The organism is Paucihalobacter sp. (assembly GCF_036825875.1).
In the GTDB taxonomy this organism is placed as follows: domain Bacteria; phylum Bacteroidota; class Bacteroidia; order Flavobacteriales; family Flavobacteriaceae; genus Paucihalobacter.
Genome location: NZ_DAISXK010000057.1, coordinates 1 through 15,424, shown reverse-complemented (window position 1 = coordinate 15,424; position 15,424 = coordinate 1). Strand labels below are relative to the sequence as shown.

Sequence of the window (15,424 nt, the reverse complement as noted above, 5' to 3'; positions counted from 1 at the left end):
GGAAAGTGTGTATACGCCAAAAGCGTATCGAGGGTTCGAATCCCTTCCTCTCTGCTGTAAATTTTTGTATGAATTGATACAATTACATTTATTTTTTTATCTTTAACACTTTAACTAATAAATTAAGATTTAGAACAATGAAAAGATTATTTTCTATCCTAGCTATTGCTGGAACAATGGCTTTCGGAACTGTAAATGCAAGTACATCTGCATCGTTATCCACTACCACAGTAACAACTGTTACTCAAGAATCATCGGCTGATGTTGATGAAGATTTAAGTTTTCACCAAGAGCTGAAAAAGCGTTTTATTGAAGGTGGTGCAGGCTTTATGGGTATCGTGTTATTATGTTTAATTCTTGGTTTAGCCATCGCTATTGAGAGAATTATCTTTTTAAATTTATCTACAACAAATTCAAAAAAATTAACTGCTAATGTAGAAGATGCTTTATCTTCTGGTGGTGTTGAAGCTGCTAAAGAAGTATGCAGAAACACAAAAGGCCCAGTGGCTTCTATTTTTTATCAAGGATTAGATAGAGCAGACGAAGACATTGATGCCGCCGAAAAGGCAGTAGTTGCTTACGGAGGCGTTCAAATGGGACAGTTGGAGAAAAATGTATCCTGGATTTCTCTTTTCATCGCATTGGCACCTATGCTAGGTTTCATGGGTACAGTAATCGGGATGATTCAAGCCTTTGATAAAATTGAAGCAGCTGGCGACATGCAGCCATCACTTGTTGCAGGTGGTATTAAAGTAGCACTTTTAACAACTGTATTTGGTCTTATTGTTGCGATTATACTTCAAATATTTTACAACTATATCATTGCTAAAATTGATAGCATTGTAAATGATATGGAAGATGCATCTATCAATTTGATGGATTTGCTAGTAAGACACAAGAAGTAATAAACCTATAAAAAAACGATTATGAGTTTACCGAAAATAATAAGAATTTTAGTAGCTGTGGTGGGAGTCGTAGCAGCTATCTTTCTTGTCAGAATAATTGGTGTTGGCGATACCGAAATCAGAGAAGGCAACTCTGCTGATGTTGTAGTGCCTTTGATGTATATTGCTTACATCGCTTTAGTGGTGACAGTTTTAATAGTGTTATTGTTTACTGTTTTCAACTTACTAAAGAAACCAGCTTTGCTTAAAAAAACTCTTATCAACGTTGGATTATTCGCTGTGGTAATTATCGCAGCTTATTTATTGTCTTCTGGAACAGACCTTAATCTACAACCATTTCTCGATAAAGGTCAAGATATAACCGAAGCAACATCCAGATACGTAGGTATGGGATTAATAGCATTCTACATTTTAACAGTAGTTGCTATTTTATCAATGATTTACACAGGAGTAAAAAAACTTTTTAATAATTAATCATGGCGAAAAGATCAGCACCAGAAGTGAATGCTGGCTCAATGGCAGATATCGCTTTTTTACTATTGATATTCTTTTTGGTAACTACTACCATAGAGAAAGATAAGGGTATCTTAAGAAGTTTGCCGCCAATAGAGCCACCAAATGATGATGAGGTTATTATCAAACAAAAGAATCTATTTGTTGTTTTGATTGGTAGAAACGATGACCTACTAGTTGAAGACGAAAGGATGAAATTGAAAGACTTAAGAAAGGCAGCTATAGAATTTCTTGATAATGGTGGAGATGTTGACAATGATGGAAATCCTTGCGATTATTGCCAAGGAAAAAAGGATCCAACATCGTCAGATCATCCAGATAAGGCAATTATTTCTTTACAACACGATAGAGAAACGTCTTATGGTAAATACATAGAAGTGCAAAACGAATTGGTTGCAGCCTATAACTTTTTAAGAAATAGAGAAGCTAAGCGTCTGTATGGAAGCCAGTATCCAGGTGTAGAAGATGTTTATTTTGCAATGCTTGCCGAAAAGGAAAAAAATCAATTCAAACGTAATGAAGAATTGGAAGAGCGCATTGCTAAAGTTAAAATAATGTTTCCTATGAAACTTTCTGAGGCAGAACCAAAATCTTAATACAAACCGAGAATTATGTCAAAGTTTAAAAATAAAAAGAAGGGTGATATGCCTGCGATATCAACGGCATCCTTGCCTGATATTGTGTTTATGTTATTGTTCTTCTTCATGGTTGCAACGGTTATGCGTGATAATACCCTGATGGTAAAGAACGAATTGCCAAATGCCGATCAAGTTGAAAAGCTAAGTAAAGATCGTACTACTTTTATCTATGCGGGTAGACCAAGTGAAGGGTTTAAGAAATTTGGAACTGAAGCGAGAATACAAATAAATGATGCATTCGTTGGAGTAGAAGCCGTGCAGTTGGCCGTTACTGAAGCACGTGTTGCATTACGTGAAGAATTACAAGATAAGTTTGTTGTAGCTTTAAAAGTTGATAAAGAAGCAAACTCAGGTTTGGTATCTGATATTAAACAAGAGCTTAGAGAAATCAATGCTTTAAAAGTTATGTATGTAACTACTGTTAAAAACCCGAACGAATAGTTTAATAAAAGAAATCTTAATTTATTAGAAAAGCGCTGTGTTATTTTCACAGCGCTTTTTTTATACCGTTTTTTATTACCTTTAAAAACGAGTTAGAAGTTTACTTTATTTACATACAAAAATGAATATAAGAAATCCGCGTCACAGTTGTTTAGTTGTTTTTATTTCGTTTTTTTCTTTATTGAATGCCCAAGTTGAAATTGATAGTCTTGACCTTGATGATAAATATCGAGAAGATCAATTTTATTTATCAGTGACTTATAATTTTTTGTCAAATAAGCCTGAAAACGTCACACAAAAGGGTTTCCCAACAGGACTTCATCTGGGCTTTATAAGAGATATGCCGGTTAATGAGCGTCGCAATCTTTCAGTAGGCTTAGGATTGGGAATCTCATCTAATTCTTACAACCAAAACATTCTAATTAATAGTAATATTGGTCCAGATAATTTTGATTTAATTGATGGAGAAACTATTTCATTTACTAAAAATAAGTTTACAACCTACTTGGTGGAAGTTCCTTTCGAGTTAAGGTGGCGTACCTCAACATCTTCATCCTATAAGTTTTGGCGTGTTTATACAGGTGTTAAAGTTGGATATGTACTTTTTAATTCTAGCAAATACGAAGGGAATTTGGGAGACATAAAAAACAAAAACATCGAAAATTTTGAAAAGCTCCAATATGGATTAACCTTAAGCTTTGGTTATTCCACTTTTAATTTTCACGTGTACTACAGTCTAAACAATATTTTTAAGGATACCTCTTTAAATGGAGAAAGTATTGACCTATCGGCACTTAAAATTGGTTTAATCACTTATATCCTATAACCAATAGTTAAGTAAAATTACTTGAGGCATTATCCCCAAAAACATACCGATGAGGAGTTCAGCGCCGTCGTGTGCCTTCAAATGTAATCTTGAGGTTGCAATCGCGCCTAAAATGATGGTTGTAAGCGCTATCGTTCCATTAATATTAATTTTAAAATGTATACCAACGGCAATAGCGAACATAAAAAAGCCTGATGCGGCAATCATATGAATACTGGCTTTTACTTTCAATATCGCTAAAATAAGGCAAGCCAGTGTGGAACAAAGTATCCCTACAAAAAAGTAGTACAGTTCTAAAATTTCAAAATAAGGAAAAACTCTTAATAGTATAACCAACACAATTCCGCAATTAAGGAGCAGTGGAAGAATTCGTTCTTTGGTGGTTTTTAAATATATAGAATTAACTTTGTTAAGCGTTTTTAAAAGATAAAACAGCAACAGCGGCAATATAACGGTAAGAATAACAATTGAAAAAACTTTACCTTTTACAATAGGGTCAGGAATAAAGCGCGGTGTTTTAGAAAAATAAAAAACCACCCCTAACAATGGCATAATTAACGGGTGAAAAACAAATGATATACTTTTTAACAGGAAATCACTCATATCTTTTTACGCAAGCGTGCTACTGGAAAATCTAATTGTTCACGATATTTAGCAACGGTTCTTCTGGCAATGGGATAACCTTTTTCTAAAAGTATTTGAGCTAATTTATCGTCGGTAAGTGGCTTACGTTTGTTTTCCTCTTCAATAACAGTTTCAAGAATTTTCTTTATTTCTTTAGTAGACACATCTTCACCTTGATCGTTTTTCATAGATTCAGAAAAGAATTCCTTGATTAACTTTGTACCATAAGGCGTATCTACATATTTACTATTTGCAACGCGTGAAACGGTTGAAACATCCATTTCAATTTCGTCTGCAATATCTTTTAAAATCATCGGCTTTAATTTGCGCTCATCACCCGTTAAAAAAAACTCCTGTTGGTAATGCATTATAGCACTCATGGTTACAAAAAGTGTTTGTTGGCGTTGCTGGATGGCTTCAATAAACCATTTAGCGGCATCTAGCTTCTGCTTAATAAATAATACAGCATCTTTTTGAGCTTTAGATTTATTTACAGACTCTTTGTAGGCATTTAGCATATTGCTGTATTCTTTTGAAACATGTAACTCGGGTGCATTTCGGCCGTTTAGGGTGAGTTCTAATTCGCCGTCCACAATTCTAATGGCAAAATCAGGAACAACATGTTCTACAATTTTATTATTACCTGCATATGAGCCGCCAGGTTTTGGATTAAGCCGTTCAATTTCCTCAATCGCCAATTTGAGTTCCGCCTCCGTAATTCCAAATTTTTGAATGAGTTTTTTGTAGTGTTTTTTACTAAATTGCTCAAAGCCATGATCAATAATAGATATGGCAAGGTCAGTTGCTGGAGTTTTATCCTTCCGATGAAGTTGGATACTTAAGCATTCCTGTAAATTTCTGGCGCCAACTCCTGCGGGTTCTAAATCGTGTACAATTTTAAGTACTTTTTCTATTTCCTCTACAGTTGTGAATACGTTCTGTGTAAAGGCCAGATCGTCTGTAATGTCAGTTAGTTCGCGTCTTATATAGCCACTGTCGTCTACACTTCCTACGAGAAATTCTGCAATATCTTGCTCGGTTTCGGTGAGTCTAAAGGTGTTTAATTGTGAAATTAAATGTTGTGTAAACGAAGTTCCTGCAGCATAAGGCATAGTTTTCGCTTCGTCATCGGCGCTGTAATTATTAGCTTGCGTTCGATAATCAGGAATTTCATCATCGCTTAAATATTCATCTACATTTATTTCGTCAGCACCAATAGCCTCACTGTCATCATATTCGTCTTTTGTGTTGTCGTATTCGTCGTAGCCGTCTTCGTATTCGTCATTTTCTTTTCCACTTTCTAAGGCAGGATTTTCTTCTAACTCTTGCTTCAAACGTTGCTCAAAAGCTTGCGTAGGCAACTGTATCAATTTCATTAATTGAATTTGTTGTGGCGAAAGTTTTTGCGATAATTTTAATTGTAAATACTGCTTTAACATTGATGTGAATTATGACACTTAAAAATAAGGAAAACAATCTATATCTAGCTTATGGATTAGACTGTTTTTTGAAAGCCCAAAATGGGCCTTTGAAAATCTGCATAAAACTAACTTGAATACAAATTAAGAAATCAACGGAATAGTAAAATATGAATCCTTAAAAAAAATGTTCAAATAATTTTTTAGAACTCTGCATTTTGAGGTGTTCTAGGATAAGGAATTACGTCTCGAATATTTCCCATTCCTGTGGCAAACATCACCAACCGTTCAAACCCTAAACCAAACCCAGAATGCACCGCTGTCCCATATTTTCTCAAATCTAAATACCACCACAATTCTTCTTCTGGAATATCGAGTGCAGCCATTTTTTCGCGCAATACTTCTAAACGTTCTTCACGTTGGGAGCCACCTACTATTTCGCCAATTCCAGGAAATAAAATATCCATGGCTCTAACTGTTTTACCGTCTTCATTTAAACGCATGTAAAACGCCTTAATATTGGCAGGATAATCAAATAAAATCACTGGACATTTAAAGTGTTTTTCAACTAAAAATCGCTCGTGTTCACTTTGTAAATCGGCACCCCAATCGTTGATTAGGTATTTAAACTGCTTTTTCTTATTAGGTTTAGAATCGCGTAAAATGTCTATAGCCTCGGTATAAGTAACGCGTTTAAAATTATTATCTACTACGAATTTTAATTTTTCAATTAGTGCCATATCACTGCGCTCGGCTTGTGGGTTGGCCTTGTCCTCGTCAAGTAGTCGTTGCTCTAAAAACTTTAAGTCGTCAAGGTTGTGTTCTAAAACGTAGTTTAAAACAGATTTCATAAAATCCTCGGCTAAATCCATGTTACCATCTAATTCCATAAAGGCAACTTCAGGCTCTATCATCCAGAATTCGGCTAAATGTCTAGATGTATTTGAGTTTTCAGCCCTAAAGGTTGGTCCAAACGTGTACACTTTTCCTAAGGACATGGCGTAGGTTTCGGCTTCTAATTGGCCAGAAACTGTTAGGTTGGTTTCTTTTCCGAAGAAATCTTCTTTATAATTTATCGTTCCATCATCATTTAATGGTGGATTTTTGGGATCTAAAGCACTTACTCTAAACATTTCTCCTGCACCTTCGGCATCGCTACCAGTAATAATAGGCGTATGCATATTGTAAAAACCGTTGTCGTTAAAATATTTATGAATAGCAAAAGATAACGAAGAACGCAAGCGCATCACGGCACTAAAAGTACTGGTACGGGTTCTTAAATGAGCATTTTCTCTTAAAAATTCAAACGAGTGTTTTTTAGGTTGAATAGGATAGGTTTCAGGATCAGATTCGCCTAAAATATTCAAATAAGATACTTGAATTTCAACACTTTGACCTTTTCCTTGACTTTCAATTAAAGTTCCTTTTATATGAATAGCAGCACCAGTGGTTACACGCTTTAACAAGTTTTCGTCAAACTTCTCAAAATCTACAACACATTGTATATTGTTGATTGTAGAACCATCGTTAAGCGCTATAAATCTATTGGCTCTAAATGTCCTTACCCAACCTTTCAATTCTACATCTTGCAAAACAGCATCTTTGGCTAATAAGTTGGCAACCGTATTTTTTGTCATGCTTTTAATTTTAGGTGCAAATATAAATTTTTATTAGGTTTTTAAAACGTTTCTTTTTCGTCTTCTTCAGGAATGATATTGATGGCTGGTTCCTTTAAAACTTCTTTATTGGCAATACTTCGCTCTAATGAAAGTAATAACGATGGCAATAGCAAAAGATTGGATAACATAGCAAATAACAATGTTGCAGAAACTAATCCACCTAAAGCCACTGTGCCTCCAAAACTGGAAATGGTAAATACTGAAAACCCAAAAAATAACACAATGGAAGTGTAAAACATACTCACACCAGTTTCTCGTAATGCTGCATAAACGGATTTTCTGATTTTCCAGTGATTCACAATTAATTCTTGCCTGTATTTGGCTAAAAAGTGAATGGTATCATCTACCGAAATACCAAAGGCAATACTAAACACTAATATAGTTGAAGGTTTGATTGGTACGCCAATATAACCCATGAGTCCAGCAGTAATTAAAAGCGGTAATAAGTTTGGAATTAACGAGACTACAATCATTCTTAACGAACGGAACATATATGCCATAAATAAGGCAATAAGAAAAATAGCTAAAGACAGCGAAATGATTAAATTATTTACCAAATATCTAGTGCCTTTTTGAAACACGTGAGCTTTGCCAGTTAGTGTAACCGTATAGTTTTCTTCTGGGAAAATCTTGGCGATTTCTTCGCTTAGTTCTTCTTCAATTCGCTGCATTCGGTCTGTTGGCGTGTCTTTCATAAAAGTTGTGACGCGCGCATATTGCCCAGTTGAATCTACAAAGTTTTTTAATAAATCTACATCTGAAGATGAATTTTTGGCATAGGATAAAATGAAATTATTCTCTTGAGACGTCGGTAACTGGTAATATTTTGGATTGCCGTTGTAATACGCCTGCTTAGAATATTTCACTAGGCTAACTACTGAAATGGGTCGGGATAATTCAGGAATTTCACTAATGATTGTTTCTAACTCATCAATTCGTTTTAGCGTACTCAATTTCATGACACCTTTTTTACGCTTGGTATCCACCATGATTTCTAGTGGCATGATGCCGTCGAACTCTTCTTCAAAAAAGCGAATATCTTTAAAAAATTGTTTTTCTTTTGGCATGTCTTCTATAAGACTTCCAGAAATTTTTATTTGAAAAATTCCAACAATACTTGCCATCAATAATACTATTGCGGTGGCATAAATGGTGACGCGACGCTCTTTTACCATACGCTCCATCCAGTTGACGAAACCGCCAATCCATCGTTTGTTTAAATGTTCAAGATGCCTGTCTTTGGGGAATGGTAAAAAGGTATAAATAATAGGAATTACTAGCAAACACAAAATGAAAATGGATAAAATACTGAGCGATGCTACCAATCCAAATTCCTTAAGCAATTGGCTTTGTGTAAGCATAAATGTTGCAAAACCTGACGCCGTTGTAACGTTAGTCATAAGGGTTGCATTTCCAACCTTGGTTATAACCCGTTGTAGAGATTTTACCTTATTGCCGTGAAGATTAACTTCACGTTGGTATTTATTGATTAGGAAAATGCAATTGGGAATTCCTATAACGATGATTAGCGGCGGAATTAAAGCTGTTAAAACGGTGATTTCATAATTGAGTAAGCCTATGATTCCAAATGTCCACATTACACCGATACAAACAACAACTAACGAAATAAGCGTAGCTCTAAACGACCGAAAAAACAGAAAGAAAATAATGGATGTAACTAATAAGGCCAGTGCAATAAAACCGCCAATTTCTTCCACAATTACTTGGGAATTTAAGGTTCGGATGTAAGGCATCCCAGAAATTCTAACGTCCATTTGGGTGGCTTCTTCAAAATCGATAACCTTCGGTTCTAATATTTCTAAGATGAAATCTTTTCTTTCAGAGGAGTTTACGATAGATTTATCTAGATAAATAGCCGTTCTTACCGTTTGAGTTGCGCTGTTAAATAGAAAATTATCGTAAAATGGAAAATCGTTAAATAGTGTTTTTTGAAGTGCTTCAACTTGAGGCTGCGTTGTTAATGAATCTGGCACAAAAGGAATTAAATCGAATTTCTCGAGACTGGTATTTTTTGATAGTTGTTGTAAGTCTTTAATAGAAACAACGGTTTCAACTTGGCTGAAGACTTTGAAATCTTCTGATAATTGATTCCAAGCATTTAATTTTTCAACCGTAAATAATGAACTATCTTTAACTCCTAAAACGATAAGATTACCTTCTTCGCCAAAAATCTCAAGAAAATTGTTATATACAATATTTATTTCATGCTCATCGGGTAGTAAATTGGCTTCGGTGTGCGTAAATCGCATATTGGTCCATTGGCCACTAAAAAATATGGTTGCTAAAATAATTCCTATTAGTATAGCGATTTTGTTGCGCAGAATAAGTCTTGCAATTACTTCCCAGAATTTTGTGGTAAGAAGTTTAAACATTTAAAATTTTTAATAGCGCCAAAGGTATTAAAAACACTACGATTAGATTATAAATTAAGGTTATTTTAAAACAATTAAAGCGAAATATTAAAGGTGAATTTTATAGCGACGTTATCTTCAAAATTTGGAAGGTGATAAGCGCCGTAACGGTAGGAACAACTGAGTCCAAATCCAAACAGTAGTTTGTTGATTTCAAACCCCGATTCAGTATAAATTTGATCTAAAGTATTAAAAGTGATGCCTTGATGTTTGTCAATATTATTCATAGTACCAATCGCATACCTATTTATTAAAACTAGCTGTGGTTTAAATCGTTGTGAAATTTCAAAAGGTTTGAAATAGTGTTTTAGTTGAAGTGTGACAAATCGATCGCTAAAAAACTCATTAAAAAACATGGTTTCGAAACTGTTCAGTCCTGCCACCGAAAAACGTTGTAAAATAGTTTCTTTGTTGATATTATTTGGATAGGCGTGGTAGAGATGTGTAAGTGGCGTTTCTCCAAGCGCAAGTCCAGCAACCAAGGTTACGCTAGAAAACGATTTTTGGCTGTAATTAAGTTGATAAATGGTTTTGAAGTCAATTTTGGCAAAATTAAAATCGCCTTTAAAAACATTCTCGAAGCTCTTTGTAAATTGGAAAGTGAATTTTGGGAATCCGTTTTCAACCTCATTAAGTCTATCATTTTCAAACTTAAATTTACTAAAAGGGCTCCATTGAACGCCAATTTTAGCGGTGCTAATTTCAAAATTAGTAAAACTTCCGGATTCTGTGACAAATGTATAATCGTAAGTAGGTTCTATTTTACTGATGGCAAGTTCTGTTTCTGTGAGTAAATTATTGAGTAGTTTATGCTCTAATGATATTGTTTTGGTGATGTGTTTATGAAAGAGGCTGATATTGATTAATCGGGGTTCAAAAAAGGTGAAAAACCTACTATCTGTTAAAAAGTTAGAGCTGCCGGTTTCCTGTAGGTCATCGGTATAATCAAAATTTAGCCAGGTGTTTTTTTCTTTATTTAATCGAAATCCACCACCAATACTGTATTTCGCTCTTTTGTCTCTAAAACCGTAAACCCAATAACCATTTACTCTAAATACTTCTGAAAAATTTTCGCTAGTCATTCCGCCAAGTCCTGATCTAACGCCTTCATATTGATTGAATTTTATCAAGTATCTTAAATCAATATTAAAGTATTTTGTAGGGAAGTAACCATTGCCAATTTGATTTAAAAAATCAGCTTTTCTAACAGAGTCGTTTTTGGCTTTTGAATTTTGCTTGTTAATTTCATCTGTTTGCGCGTTGGTAAAAAGCGAAGCAAAACAAATTACAATTAAAACCAAGCATTTTCTCATTTGTTATTAATGTGACATATTAAACTTAAAAAAAGCGACTTAATTGTCGCTTCAAATTTAAACTGTCATAATTTCTTTTTCTTTTACAGCTAAAACCTCGTCTATCCTATCGATATATTTGTCTGTTAGTGTTTGGACATCCACTTCGGCATTGGTTTTTAAATCTTCAGAAATATCCAATTTTTTAATTTCGTTATTGGCATCCTTGCGAGCACTTCTTACACCAATTTTGGCATCTTCGGATTCGGCTTTTGCTTGTTTCGCTAATTCTCGACGACGTTCTTCGGTTAAAGGTGGTACATTTATGATAATAGTGTCGCCATTGTTCATGGGATTAAATCCTAAATTAGCAATCATAATACTGCGTTCAATTTCCTGAAGCATAGATTTTTCCCACGGCTGAACCGTGATGGTTCGTCCATCTGGAGTATTCACATTAGCTACTTGACTTAAAGGCGTTTGAGAACCATAATACTCTACCATCACACTTCCAAGCATGGCTGGACTAGCTTTTCCAGCTCTAATATTTACAAACTGTTTTTCAAGATGTTTTATAGCACTATCCATGGCTTCTTTGGTGCTATCTAGAATAAATTGTACGTCTTCGTCCATTGTTTTAAATTTTTAAAATAATATCAAATAATAGGCCAACGGCTTATTTTTAATTTATAAGTTTACTGTAGTACCAATATTTTTACCTGAAACTACTTTTAATAAATTACCGCGTTTATTCATATCAAATACAATTATTGGTAATTCGTTTTCTTGACTTAAGGTAAATGCGGTGGTATCCATTACTTTCAGGCCTTTTTTTAGAACATCTTCAAAAGTGATAAAATCAAATTTTGTGGCTAATTTATCTTTTTCGGGATCGGCCGTATAAATGCCATCTACTCTAGTTCCTTTCAAAATCACATCGGCATTTATTTCTATGGCGCGTAACACCGCTGCCGAGTCGGTTGTGAAATACGGATTTCCGGTGCCCCCACCAAAAATAACAACACGTCCTTTTTCTAAATGTCTTATGGCGCGTCTTCTTATAAAAGGTTCGGCAACTTCATTAATTTGAATGGCAGACTGCAATCGGGTTTGCATTCCTGCATCTTCACAAGCGCCTTGCAATGCTAATCCGTTAATTACGGTTGCTAACATGCCCATGTGATCACCTTGCACGCGGTCCATTCCTTTACTGGCACCAGCGACTCCTCTAAAAATGTTTCCACCACCAATTACAATAGCTACTTCTACACCTTTGTCAACAATACTCTTAATTTCATCTGCATATTCTGACAAACGTTCAGGGTCAATACCGTATTGCCTGTTTCCCATCAGAGCTTCGCCAGATAGTTTTAGAAGTATTCTTTTATATTTCACGGTTTTAATTTTTTTGAAAGTTAGGCAAAACTACGCAAATATTGTAATGAATAAAAACGAAAAAAATACGTGAATACAATATTTTTCGTTGGAAAAAAAAATAGTACGTTCCCAGTTTATGTACTTTCAAAAGAAATCACTCATCAAACCCCGGACGGATAAATCGCATAGCGTTGGGGAAATATTTTAGAAGATCTGTTTTAATCCGTTGCAAAAGAATGAGCAGTGCCAAAATTTCGTTTTCTTTTTCAGATATGGTTTGAAGGAGTATACCCCATGCCCATTGAGACTGTTCTATGCCAATCAAGGCTACTTTTGCCGAGCCGTTGATGTCATTTTGAATAAGATCTTCAAAGTCTAAATCTAGAGGTCCATGTCGCAAAGCTCGCATAATTTTAATGTGAATTTGGATGTGAAACCAATTGATGATTTCTATGGCTTCGTTGATGTTCTTTAAATCTGTAATTTGAATTGGTGTTGCCATTCCTAATTCTTGAGATTTGTTAATATCATGTTCCATAGTCTCTAGCCATGAACGGCTAGTTTTTAACCATTGGTTCACTGCTTTTAGATATTGTTCACTTTTATCGGCGAGCGGATGATTTTTGGCATTGTGTTCTAAAGTTGCTTTCTCTTTTTGAATTTCCTCAAAATCTATGTCTTGTTCTTCTATGATATCTTCCATCATTTCTAAAACAATTTGAAAGTTTTCAGAAACTATTTCTGCAAAATCATCTTTAGACTTGCGATTTTTAGCTCTTTCTTCATCAATTTGGAACACACTGCATTTTGAAGTAAATTCGCATCTTTCACACCAACGATCGCAATAATTGTGGATCCCAAGAATGAACCGGCCTTCGTTCTTATTGAAAAATGCTTCAAAGTCATCTCTATTCATTTTGAATCAATTTGACATAAATATATAAAAAAAGCCATCTGTAAAAAGATGGCTTTTTAAATTATTTTGCTTGTGGTTTACCCTAAAGCTACTCTTTCGAATGCAACAACTTCGGCTCCGGTTTCTGCTTTAACGTAAGCACCAACACTTTGTTTGTTGTCTTTAATAAAATCTTGATTTACTAAAGTATTATCTTTAAAGAAACGGCTTAGTTTTCCTTTGGCAATGTTATCAAGCATTGCTTCTGGTTTACCTTCTTGGCGTAACATGTCTTTAGCGATTTCAATTTCTTTGTCAATAATGTCTTGGTTAACGCCAGCTTCATTTAAAGCGACTGGGTTCATAGCGGCGGCTTGCATAGAAACATTTTTAGCTACTTCTTCAGCCTTATCACCATTGCTTGAAAGACCAGTTAAAACCGCAATTTTATTTCCTGCATGGATGTAAAAACCAACAAATGGAGCCTCTAATGTTCTGTAGTCTCCAATTTCGATTTTTTCTCCAATAACGCCAGTTTGCTCAATTAACTTTTCAGCAACGGTAATACCTTTAAAGTCTTTAGACAACAATTCTTCTTTAGTTGAAGTGCTTAAAGCAAGTTCCGCCAGTTCAGTTGCTAAGTTTACAAAGGTGTCGTTTTTTGCCACGAAGTCTGTTTCGCAGTTTAGAGAAACGATAACACCTTTAGTGTTGTTGTCGTTTACTTTCGCTATTACAGCACCTTCGCTTGACTCGCGATCTGCACGGTTTGCAGCAACTTTCTGTCCTTTTTTACGTAATATTTCAATGGCTTTGTCAAAATCGCCTTCAGCTTCTACTAAAGCTTTTTTGCAATCCATCATACCTGCGCCGGTAGTTTGTCTTAATTTATTTACCTCGGCAGCTGTTATTTTTGTCATAACGATATATATTTAAAATTTAAAAAGTCGTTCTTTTTTTAAGCGAGCTTAAAGAATCAAACGACTTTAATAGAGTTATAGATTCTTTATTTATTCTTCTTCTTGATCTGCGGCTACAGCTTTTTTAGCAACTTTAGTCTTTGCTTTTGGAGTATCCTGCTCAACTTTTTCAGATTTTCTTTCGGTAAGTCCTTCTGTAATGGCATTGGTTACAACAGATAAAATCATGTTGATAGATTTTGAAGCATCATCATTAGATGGAATTACATAATCAACTTCTCTAGGATCTGAATTGGTATCCACCATAGCGAAAATTGGAATGTTTAATTTTTGCGCCTCTTTAATTGCGATGTGCTCACGCATGGTATCAACTACAAATAGAGCAGCTGGTAAACGTGTCATATCAGAAATAGAACCTAAGTTTTTTTCTAATTTCGCTCTTAAACGGTCTACTTGTAAACGTTCTTTTTTAGATAATGAGTTGAAAGTACCATCTTTTTTCATTCTATCGATAGAAGCCATTTTTTTAACAGCTTTTCTAATAGTCACAAAGTTGGTCAACATACCACCTGGCCATCTTTCAGTGATGTATGGCATTTTTGCAGCACCAGCTTTTTCAGCAACAATGTCTTTTGCTTGTTTTTTAGTGGCAACAAATAAAATTTTACGTCCCGACGCAGCAATTTTTTGAAGTGCTAAAGAAGCATCTTCAAGTTTTGCGGCTGTTTTGTAAAGGTTGATAATGTGAATACCGTTGCGCTCCATATAAATATATGGTGCCATGTTTGGGTTCCATTTTCTGGTGAGGTGTCCGAAATGCACACCTGCTTCAAGTAAGTCTTTTACTTCTGTTTTTTCCATGTTTGAAATAGTTTACGTTCTGTTGAATTAGCAATAATTGAGTGGTCACTTTATTTAAGGTATGCCTCAACTATTTAGATGCTAAACTAAAATCTGCACGCCTAGGCGTGATAGACAACAATAACTGGTTTAATAATAATGCTGAATGAACAGCGGTTTGTTTAATAAAAAATTCAACATCCTGCGCAAACAGGATGTTGAAAAAAGTTTTGAGATTAACGTTTTGAGAACTGGAATTTCTTGCGCGCTTTTTTCTGTCCGAATTTTTTACGCTCAACCATTCTTGGGTCTCTGGTTAATAAACCTTCTGGCTTTAATATGCTTCTGTTTTCAACATCTAACTCGCACATTGCACGAGAAAGTGCCAAACGTATAGCTTCTGCCTGGCCAGTTACGCCACCTCCATATACGTTAACAGTAATATCAAAGTTGCCATCATTGTTAGTCATGACTAAAGGTTGGTTTACTTTGTACTGCAAAGTTGCAGTAGGAAAATAAGCCGTCATGTCTTTTTTGTTAACAGTCATCTTACCTTTTCCTTGAGCAAGATAAACACGAGCAACAGCCGTCTTTCTACGGCCAATTTTGTGAATTACTTCCATT

Annotated in this window: 16 protein-coding genes; 5 read left to right on the top strand and 11 right to left on the bottom strand. The window is 35.0% G+C overall.

Going from position 1 to position 15,424, the window contains the following annotated elements; all coding sequences use genetic code 11:
* Window positions 1-137 precede the first annotated feature (137 nt).
* The 5 genes from V7Z48_RS12400 (at window position 138) to V7Z48_RS12380 (ending at window position 3,323) form a co-directional block, all read left to right on the top strand.
* The gene (locus V7Z48_RS12400; protein WP_334113868.1) at window positions 138-905 is read left to right on the top strand and encodes a MotA/TolQ/ExbB proton channel family protein; all 768 of its coding nucleotides are present in this window, start codon (window positions 138-140) and stop codon (window positions 903-905) included.
* Between the two features lie 21 nt (window positions 906-926).
* Entirely contained in the window at window positions 927-1,379 is a 453-nt protein-coding gene (locus V7Z48_RS12395; protein ID WP_334113867.1) for a hypothetical protein, read from the top strand.
* A 2-nt stretch (window positions 1,380-1,381) separates the two neighbouring features.
* Window positions 1,382-2,014 carry an ExbD/TolR family protein gene (locus tag V7Z48_RS12390; RefSeq protein WP_334113866.1) on the top strand — a complete coding sequence of 211 codons (633 nt, stop codon included), beginning with the start codon at window positions 1,382-1,384 and terminating at the stop codon, window positions 2,012-2,014.
* A 15-nt stretch (window positions 2,015-2,029) separates the two neighbouring features.
* Entirely contained in the window at window positions 2,030-2,497 is a 468-nt protein-coding gene (locus V7Z48_RS12385; protein ID WP_334113865.1) for an ExbD/TolR family protein, read from the top strand.
* Between the two features lie 121 nt (window positions 2,498-2,618).
* Window positions 2,619-3,323, top strand: coding sequence for a porin family protein (locus V7Z48_RS12380; RefSeq protein ID WP_334113864.1), 705 nt, complete (start codon window positions 2,619-2,621; stop codon window positions 3,321-3,323).
* Here V7Z48_RS12380 and V7Z48_RS12375 read toward each other — a convergent pair.
* From V7Z48_RS12375 to rpsI, 11 genes are all read right to left on the bottom strand, one after another.
* Entirely contained in the window at window positions 3,318-3,926 is a 609-nt protein-coding gene (locus tag V7Z48_RS12375) for a hypothetical protein (RefSeq protein ID WP_334113863.1), read from the bottom strand. The two genes, V7Z48_RS12380 and V7Z48_RS12375, sit on opposite strands and share 6 nt — an antisense overlap.
* Window positions 3,923-5,386 (bottom strand): RNA polymerase factor sigma-54, encoded by a 1,464-nt coding sequence (rpoN, locus tag V7Z48_RS12370; protein WP_334113862.1) that lies wholly within the window; start codon window positions 5,384-5,386, stop codon window positions 3,923-3,925. The genes V7Z48_RS12375 and rpoN overlap by 4 nt, the downstream gene beginning before the upstream one ends.
* Window positions 5,387-5,568: 182 nt before the next feature.
* Window positions 5,569-7,002 (bottom strand): asparagine--tRNA ligase, encoded by a 1,434-nt coding sequence (gene asnS, locus V7Z48_RS12365; protein ID WP_334113860.1) that lies wholly within the window; start codon window positions 7,000-7,002, stop codon window positions 5,569-5,571.
* A gap of 41 nt (window positions 7,003-7,043) precedes the next feature.
* Window positions 7,044-9,437, bottom strand: coding sequence for an efflux RND transporter permease subunit (locus V7Z48_RS12360; RefSeq protein WP_334113859.1), 2,394 nt, complete (start codon window positions 9,435-9,437; stop codon window positions 7,044-7,046).
* Window positions 9,438-9,511: 74 nt separating this feature from the next.
* Complete coding sequence (locus V7Z48_RS12355) at window positions 9,512-10,789, bottom strand: hypothetical protein (RefSeq protein ID WP_334113858.1); 1,278 nt, start codon at window positions 10,787-10,789, stop codon at window positions 9,512-9,514.
* Between the two features lie 57 nt (window positions 10,790-10,846).
* Window positions 10,847-11,401: a ribosome recycling factor gene (gene frr, locus V7Z48_RS12350; protein ID WP_334113857.1), complete on the bottom strand. Its 555-nt coding sequence runs from the start codon at window positions 11,399-11,401 to the stop codon at window positions 10,847-10,849.
* Window positions 11,402-11,455: 54 nt separating this feature from the next.
* Window positions 11,456-12,163 (bottom strand): UMP kinase, encoded by a 708-nt coding sequence (gene pyrH / locus V7Z48_RS12345; protein ID WP_334113855.1) that lies wholly within the window; start codon window positions 12,161-12,163, stop codon window positions 11,456-11,458.
* 136 nt (window positions 12,164-12,299) lie between these two features.
* Window positions 12,300-13,061 carry a hypothetical protein gene (locus V7Z48_RS12340; protein ID WP_334113853.1) on the bottom strand — a complete coding sequence of 254 codons (762 nt, stop codon included), beginning with the start codon at window positions 13,059-13,061 and terminating at the stop codon, window positions 12,300-12,302.
* A gap of 77 nt (window positions 13,062-13,138) precedes the next feature.
* Complete coding sequence (gene tsf, locus V7Z48_RS12335) at window positions 13,139-13,960, bottom strand: translation elongation factor Ts (RefSeq protein WP_334113852.1); 822 nt, start codon at window positions 13,958-13,960, stop codon at window positions 13,139-13,141.
* Between the two features lie 90 nt (window positions 13,961-14,050).
* Window positions 14,051-14,821: a 30S ribosomal protein S2 gene (gene rpsB, locus V7Z48_RS12330; RefSeq protein ID WP_334113851.1), complete on the bottom strand. Its 771-nt coding sequence runs from the start codon at window positions 14,819-14,821 to the stop codon at window positions 14,051-14,053.
* A gap of 215 nt (window positions 14,822-15,036) precedes the next feature.
* Window positions 15,037-15,423: a 30S ribosomal protein S9 gene (rpsI, locus tag V7Z48_RS12325; RefSeq protein ID WP_334113850.1), complete on the bottom strand. Its 387-nt coding sequence runs from the start codon at window positions 15,421-15,423 to the stop codon at window positions 15,037-15,039.
* Window position 15,424 lies beyond the last annotated feature (1 nt).

Excerpts from the sequence above, each read along its gene's own strand:
- asnS (WP_334113860.1), bottom strand. The coding sequence starts at position 7,002 with ATGACAAAAAATACGGTTGCCAACTTATTAGCCAAAGATGCTGTTTTG.
- V7Z48_RS12385 (WP_334113865.1), top strand. The coding sequence starts at position 2,030 with ATGTCAAAGTTTAAAAATAAAAAGAAGGGTGATATGCCTGCGATATCA.
- V7Z48_RS12360 (WP_334113859.1), bottom strand. The coding sequence starts at position 9,437 with ATGTTTAAACTTCTTACCACAAAATTCTGGGAAGTAATTGCAAGACTT.
- frr (WP_334113857.1), bottom strand. The coding sequence starts at position 11,401 with ATGGACGAAGACGTACAATTTATTCTAGATAGCACCAAAGAAGCCATG.
- rpsB (WP_334113851.1), bottom strand. The coding sequence starts at position 14,821 with ATGGAAAAAACAGAAGTAAAAGACTTACTTGAAGCAGGTGTGCATTTC.
- V7Z48_RS12375 (WP_334113863.1), bottom strand. The coding sequence starts at position 3,926 with ATGAGTGATTTCCTGTTAAAAAGTATATCATTTGTTTTTCACCCGTTA.
- V7Z48_RS12340 (WP_334113853.1), bottom strand. The coding sequence starts at position 13,061 with ATGAATAGAGATGACTTTGAAGCATTTTTCAATAAGAACGAAGGCCGG.
- V7Z48_RS12355 (WP_334113858.1), bottom strand. The coding sequence starts at position 10,789 with ATGAGAAAATGCTTGGTTTTAATTGTAATTTGTTTTGCTTCGCTTTTT.
- V7Z48_RS12390 (WP_334113866.1), top strand. The coding sequence starts at position 1,382 with ATGGCGAAAAGATCAGCACCAGAAGTGAATGCTGGCTCAATGGCAGAT.
- V7Z48_RS12395 (WP_334113867.1), top strand. The coding sequence starts at position 927 with ATGAGTTTACCGAAAATAATAAGAATTTTAGTAGCTGTGGTGGGAGTC.
- tsf (WP_334113852.1), bottom strand. The coding sequence starts at position 13,960 with ATGACAAAAATAACAGCTGCCGAGGTAAATAAATTAAGACAAACTACC.
- V7Z48_RS12400 (WP_334113868.1), top strand. The coding sequence starts at position 138 with ATGAAAAGATTATTTTCTATCCTAGCTATTGCTGGAACAATGGCTTTC.
- rpsI (WP_334113850.1), bottom strand. The coding sequence starts at position 15,423 with ATGGAAGTAATTCACAAAATTGGCCGTAGAAAGACGGCTGTTGCTCGT.
- rpoN (WP_334113862.1), bottom strand. The coding sequence starts at position 5,386 with ATGTTAAAGCAGTATTTACAATTAAAATTATCGCAAAAACTTTCGCCA.
- V7Z48_RS12380 (WP_334113864.1), top strand. The coding sequence starts at position 2,619 with ATGAATATAAGAAATCCGCGTCACAGTTGTTTAGTTGTTTTTATTTCG.